The sequence below is a fragment of the Primorskyibacter sedentarius genome, assembly GCF_004342065.1.
GTDB lineage: Bacteria > Pseudomonadota > Alphaproteobacteria > Rhodobacterales > Rhodobacteraceae > Primorskyibacter > Primorskyibacter sedentarius.
Genome location: NZ_SLZU01000056.1, coordinates 1 through 4,682, shown reverse-complemented (window position 1 = coordinate 4,682; position 4,682 = coordinate 1). Strand labels below are relative to the sequence as shown.

At 57.8% G+C, this 4,682-nt stretch carries 6 protein-coding genes; 3 read left to right on the top strand and 3 right to left on the bottom strand.

Features of this window, described 5'->3' with window-relative positions; translation table 11 throughout:
- Together EDD52_RS23220 and EDD52_RS23215 are read left to right on the top strand one after the other, a co-directional pair.
- Window positions 1-430 (top strand): anti-sigma factor domain-containing protein (locus EDD52_RS23220; protein ID WP_207906089.1); only part of this gene is annotated, 430 nt, incomplete at its 5' end.
- A gap of 73 nt (window positions 431-503) precedes the next feature.
- Window positions 504-1,055 (top strand): fasciclin domain-containing protein, encoded by a 552-nt coding sequence (locus EDD52_RS23215; RefSeq protein ID WP_132248983.1) that lies wholly within the window; start codon window positions 504-506, stop codon window positions 1,053-1,055.
- 702 nt (window positions 1,056-1,757) lie between these two features.
- Here EDD52_RS23215 and EDD52_RS23210 read toward each other — a convergent pair.
- Together EDD52_RS23210 and EDD52_RS23205 are read right to left on the bottom strand one after the other, a co-directional pair.
- A complete protein-coding gene (locus EDD52_RS23210) occupies window positions 1,758-2,651 on the bottom strand; it encodes an MBL fold metallo-hydrolase (RefSeq protein ID WP_132248982.1) in 894 nt (297 codons plus the stop codon).
- 26 nt (window positions 2,652-2,677) lie between these two features.
- Window positions 2,678-3,319, bottom strand: coding sequence for a DsbA family protein (locus tag EDD52_RS23205; RefSeq protein ID WP_132248981.1), 642 nt, complete (start codon window positions 3,317-3,319; stop codon window positions 2,678-2,680).
- 96 nt (window positions 3,320-3,415) lie between these two features.
- Here EDD52_RS23205 and EDD52_RS23200 point away from each other — a divergent pair, with 96 nt between their 5' ends.
- Window positions 3,416-4,324 carry a LysR family transcriptional regulator gene (locus tag EDD52_RS23200; protein WP_132248980.1) on the top strand — a complete coding sequence of 303 codons (909 nt, stop codon included), beginning with the start codon at window positions 3,416-3,418 and terminating at the stop codon, window positions 4,322-4,324.
- 59 nt (window positions 4,325-4,383) lie between these two features.
- Here EDD52_RS23200 and EDD52_RS23900 read toward each other — a convergent pair.
- Window positions 4,384-4,682: hypothetical protein (locus tag EDD52_RS23900; protein WP_207906088.1), on the bottom strand; the 299-nt coding region annotated here is incomplete at its 5' end.

Here is a 4,682-nt window from a genome sequence, read left to right as displayed (position 1 = left end):
CTTCCCTGCGTTTGCTGTTGTCGCGGTCGTCGCGTTCTTCGTTTTCAGCCCGATGCTGCGCGGCCCGGCCTTTGATCCAACGCTTCATGCCACACTGATCTCGGAAGATGGCGCTGTGCATATTGAGGCAGGCTATTCCCCGGATGGAAACCTGTTCAAAGTCATCCCCGAACAAGGTGCGCCAGTGACAGGCCGTAATTTCGAGCTTTGGGTGATCGGCGCGAGTGGTGATGCACCTGTGTCTTTGGGTGTAATTCCGGTGGATCGCGAGAGCTTGTTCGAAATCACGCCCGAAATCGCTGCTTTGATTGATGGCGGAACACTGGCCGTCTCGGACGAGCCGGAAGGCGGTTCGCCAACCGGCGCGCCCACGGGGGCTATCCTGGCCACTGACGAATTTTTTGATGTCGATTTATTTCAGGCGAACTGAAACTCTTTCTCAGACCTGCCCGTGTCTCCCCAGTAACCGCAAAAGATCGCGGGCCAACCTAGAGGAGGTACTAATGACAATCGCATCCAAGCTTGCTGCCACGGCAGTAGTCCTGACCGTTGCAACCGCCGCTTTTGCTGAGAACTCAGTGGTGGGTGGCGCTCCGATGTTCGAGTCCAAGAATATTGTCGAAAACGCTGTGAACTCGGCAGATCACACCACGCTCGTCGCAGCAGTTCGCGCTGCTGGCCTGGTCGAAACGCTGCAAGGGCCAGGACCTTTCACGGTATTTGCCCCTGTGAATGACGCCTTTGCCGCATTGCCGACAGGCACGGTCGATACGCTCCTTAAGCCAGAAAACAAGGATATGCTGACTAAAGTACTGACCGCGCAAGTCGTTGCAGGTGATTGGTCCGCCGCAGAAATCGCGTGTCAAGCTCGCGCTTCATCCGATGGTTTCTACCACTTCAACGCCGTATCGGGTGACGCCTTGTCAGCACAGGTCAGGGGTAACAACGTCTATATCTATGACGAAAACGGCAATGCTGGACGCGTGACCATCGCGGATGTCGATCAGTCGAACGGCGTGATCCACGTTGTCGATGCTGTCCTCGTTCCGAAATAAATCGCACCGTCTCGTCCGCATGGACCTGCCAGAATGACGGCTGTGTCCATGCGGAAAGATGCCTGATCCTGTCTGCCTCCTCAGACTAAGCGACATGAACACCCTGCCAGATTATCCTGTGGCGCGTCGTACGATTGTGTCCATTTGCGGATCGTCTTCGATGGCTTTTGCGGGGTAAGCAGTCGAACCTTGTGCCCCACCGTCAATACGAAATTGACCAACGCAATGAAGGCGAGCGCGTTGACCGGGCCGACACCCGGGATCGTTAACAATCAGCTCGCCACAGCATAGGTCTTGGCTTGTCGTTTTACAGCCTTGTCCATCTCGTCAGCCGCCTCGCAAAATGTCGCATGGACGGCATCGACGTCATCGGTGATCGCGAGTAGAACAGTATCCGTTTCGTCCGCCACTGCCAGGTGATCAGTACCCCTCGCTGCCGCGCCAGACCGATCCCGGCCATGCGGATGCCGAAAGTTTTCGAAAACCCCTGATGTGACCCTCGACAAGCTGAAAACCGCTCGCCGCGTTGCAACATGTTAAGACAAGACCACCGCGAGCTGCTTGAGCTCTAAAGACATCACGTCGATCCTTATTAGGACGCGCCATTTGTCAACGTGACGTAGAGCGGCCAGAATGACTGGCCGCTCTCGTTTTATCATTAATTCGCAAGCGGGCCGCGCCTCGAACGAGATGAGGCGCGGGTTATCCCCACTTCATCTCACCAGTTAAAACCTTGGCGCCGACATTCAATGCAACTTCCATTCCCAGTTCAGGAAAGCGGGCAGTCATTGCGGCAATCAGGTCTTCGGAGCCGTCGGCCTTGTCGAGTTCCTCTTCGAGTACCAAAAGATAGCCCTTGGTGAACTCCACAGCTTCTAAGCCCATCGGTGCGTCCAGCGTCATGTGACCGGGAACAACGACCTGCGGGTTGCGGGCGATGATGGCGTCCAGATTAGCGATCCATGCGGCGCGCTGTTCCTTGGTCGGTGTGTCCGCGGTCCAGACATGGGTGCCAGAAAAGACCATCACGCCGCCGAGCACGGCTTGCAGATCCTCGACCCAGAGGTATCGGCGGTTGGCCAAACCTTCGGCAGGCACGATCTCGATCTGATGGCCATCTACCGTCAGGGTCGTGCTGTCGTTGGCGACCGGAATGATGACGTCATCAACCGACGCCGGACCGTTTTCGCCCAATTGCGGGCCCCAGGTTTCGACCTTTTTCGCCACATTGGCATTGACGGCAGCAACGGTTTCGCTGGCTGCAATAACGCGGGCCTCGGGGAAAGCTTCGGTGATCGGACGCAGGCTGAAATAGAAGTCGGGGTCGCTCTGGCTGATGTATATCGTGGTCAGGGTCTTGCCCGTTGCTTTGATTTCCTTGGCCAGCGCGCGACCGTCCGGAAGGGTAAATCCGCCGTCGATCAGCACGGCCTCGGTCTCGCCATGCACCAGGACCGGCGCGCGGAAGAAGCCGTTCTCGCCGGCGGGGTAATGGGTCCAGGTTAGGCCCTTCGCGTCTGCGAACGAAATGGTGGGTGCGATCACGGCCGCAGCCCCGGCTGCGGTGGTGAGTTTCAGCATGTTTCTGCGGTTCATTGTCGTGTCCTTTCGTTAAAGTGGGATCAAGCCAGCCCGAGGGCGGCGAGCACCGTATCGGGTCCGGAATAAAGCGTGCTGGCATCCAGCCCGCGGCTGGTGCCATCGACCTCGGCAATCAGGGAGGGAACGCCCTGCATGTTGTAGGTCTCCATCAGGTTGCGAGCCTTTGTGGTGCGATCGCGCAGCTGCTCTGCAAGGGCGGCATCGGGGCTCAGAACCCGCGCAGATGCGTCCACAAGACCGAGGTTTTCAAGCAAGCTTGCGACAACAGCAGCGGATGTCACATCCTTGCCGTAGACATAGCGCGCCGCCTGAATGGCGGAGAGCACCTCGATCACCCGTTTTGGGGCTGTGTCGGCCACAGCCGCGGCGGCCAGCGTCGCCACAGTGGAATCCAGTAGCGCATCTCTGGCCCCCAACACCTTGTCGCGGTAGGCGTCGGAGAACTGGCGACCACTCAGCGCGGCAATCCGCTGGTCATTCGCCCATGCTTGCGCTGCGAAGCTTTTCATCGGCCGCGCGCCGCTGCCGGCGAACAATCCGGTGGCCTGTGGTTTCAGTTCAATATCGGGATGTTTTGCAAGTGCGCCGATGGTTTCCGAGGCACCGTAGCACCAGCCGCAAAGCGGGTCGAAAAGGTAATGCAGTAGCACTGTCTGTGTCATGTTTTGTCTCCTTGGGGATGGACATAGGCGCATCCATTGCACAAGTTAAGGCAAACGATTTTGACAGTCCGTATGCCAAAGGCTAACAGTGTAAGCATGTCCAAAGCACACAACCTCAATAGGCTGGCCTATTTCGCTGCTGTGGTCGAAACCGGATCCTTCACCAATGCCGCAGACCGCCTCGGTGTCACCAAAGCTGTGGTCAGCAGCCAGGTGTCGCAGTTGGAGCAAGAGTTGAGGACGACGCTTTTGGTGCGCAACACGCGCAAGGTCAGCACCACCGAGGCGGGTCGGCTGTTCTACACGCGTTGCGTGTCGATCCTGAACGAGGCAGAGGAGGCCTTCAGCGAGCTGTCGCAACTTTCGGAGCAGCCGGTTGGCACATTGCGCATGACCGCCCCGTATGACTATGGCACGGAAATCGTGGCCCCCCTGGTTGCCGCGTTCCGAAGTCAACACCCCGATTGTCAGGTAGAGCTGCATCTGGGCGACGATCACAGCGATCTATTAGCGGGCGATCTGGATCTGGCCATTCGGGTCGGATGGCTCCGCGACTCGACTCTTTTGGCACGCAAACTCGGCGGGTTCAGGCAGCTTCTCATCGGTGCGGGCGCCAACTCCGGTCAGTTCAATGCCATCCAACATCCGAACGATCTTGCTGCTTCGCCTTTCGTTGCAAACAAGGCGCTGTCCGACCCGCTGCAATGGCGGTTTGAAAACGCTTTCGGTGAAACGGTTTCCGTCAAATTGCAAAGTGATCTTTCAATCGACAGTGCGCCCGCGATTATGGCCGCAGTAAGAGAAGGAGCGGGCTTGGCAATCCTGCCTGACTATCTGGTACGTGACCATCTGACGTCGGGCGTGCTGACGCAGGTATTGCCCGAGTGGCATCTACCCGAAGGGGGAATCTTCATCGTTCTTCCCGCCTCAAAGTTTCGCGCCGCAAAGGTTTCTGTATTTACGGAAATGCTACGGCAAGCAGAAAAGATTCGGAACAGTGGTTGAGCGCTCAAACGGCGCGCGCTCCAGCGGTCTTGACTTGAAATGTTGACACAGAGCGGCTCCTAGCCACGCGAATGGAGCAGGTTCCTTAGCCGTCTGGCGACGGCGGCAGTGAGTTGCACCGAGACAAACAGGTCCATCGGCGCGGTGCGGCTTTCCAGCACAATGATCGCATGACTTGACGCCTCCTGATTTGTCGAGAAATGTCGCGGCATCGTGCGGCGGTTCGACGGGCGCGCGGAATTCAAACCGCCGAGGAGAGAAGTGGCACGATCCCTGCACACGGTACGCTTGGGAGACCCAGAAATGAAAACTAATCGTAAACTCACGCCGTCTTTTCTCGCCCCCGATACGCTTGACC

Excerpts from the sequence above, each read along its gene's own strand:
- EDD52_RS23215 (WP_132248983.1), top strand. The coding sequence starts at position 504 with ATGACAATCGCATCCAAGCTTGCTGCCACGGCAGTAGTCCTGACCGTT.
- EDD52_RS23210 (WP_132248982.1), bottom strand. The coding sequence starts at position 2,651 with ATGAACCGCAGAAACATGCTGAAACTCACCACCGCAGCCGGGGCTGCG.
- EDD52_RS23205 (WP_132248981.1), bottom strand. The coding sequence starts at position 3,319 with ATGACACAGACAGTGCTACTGCATTACCTTTTCGACCCGCTTTGCGGC.
- EDD52_RS23200 (WP_132248980.1), top strand. The coding sequence starts at position 3,416 with ATGTCCAAAGCACACAACCTCAATAGGCTGGCCTATTTCGCTGCTGTG.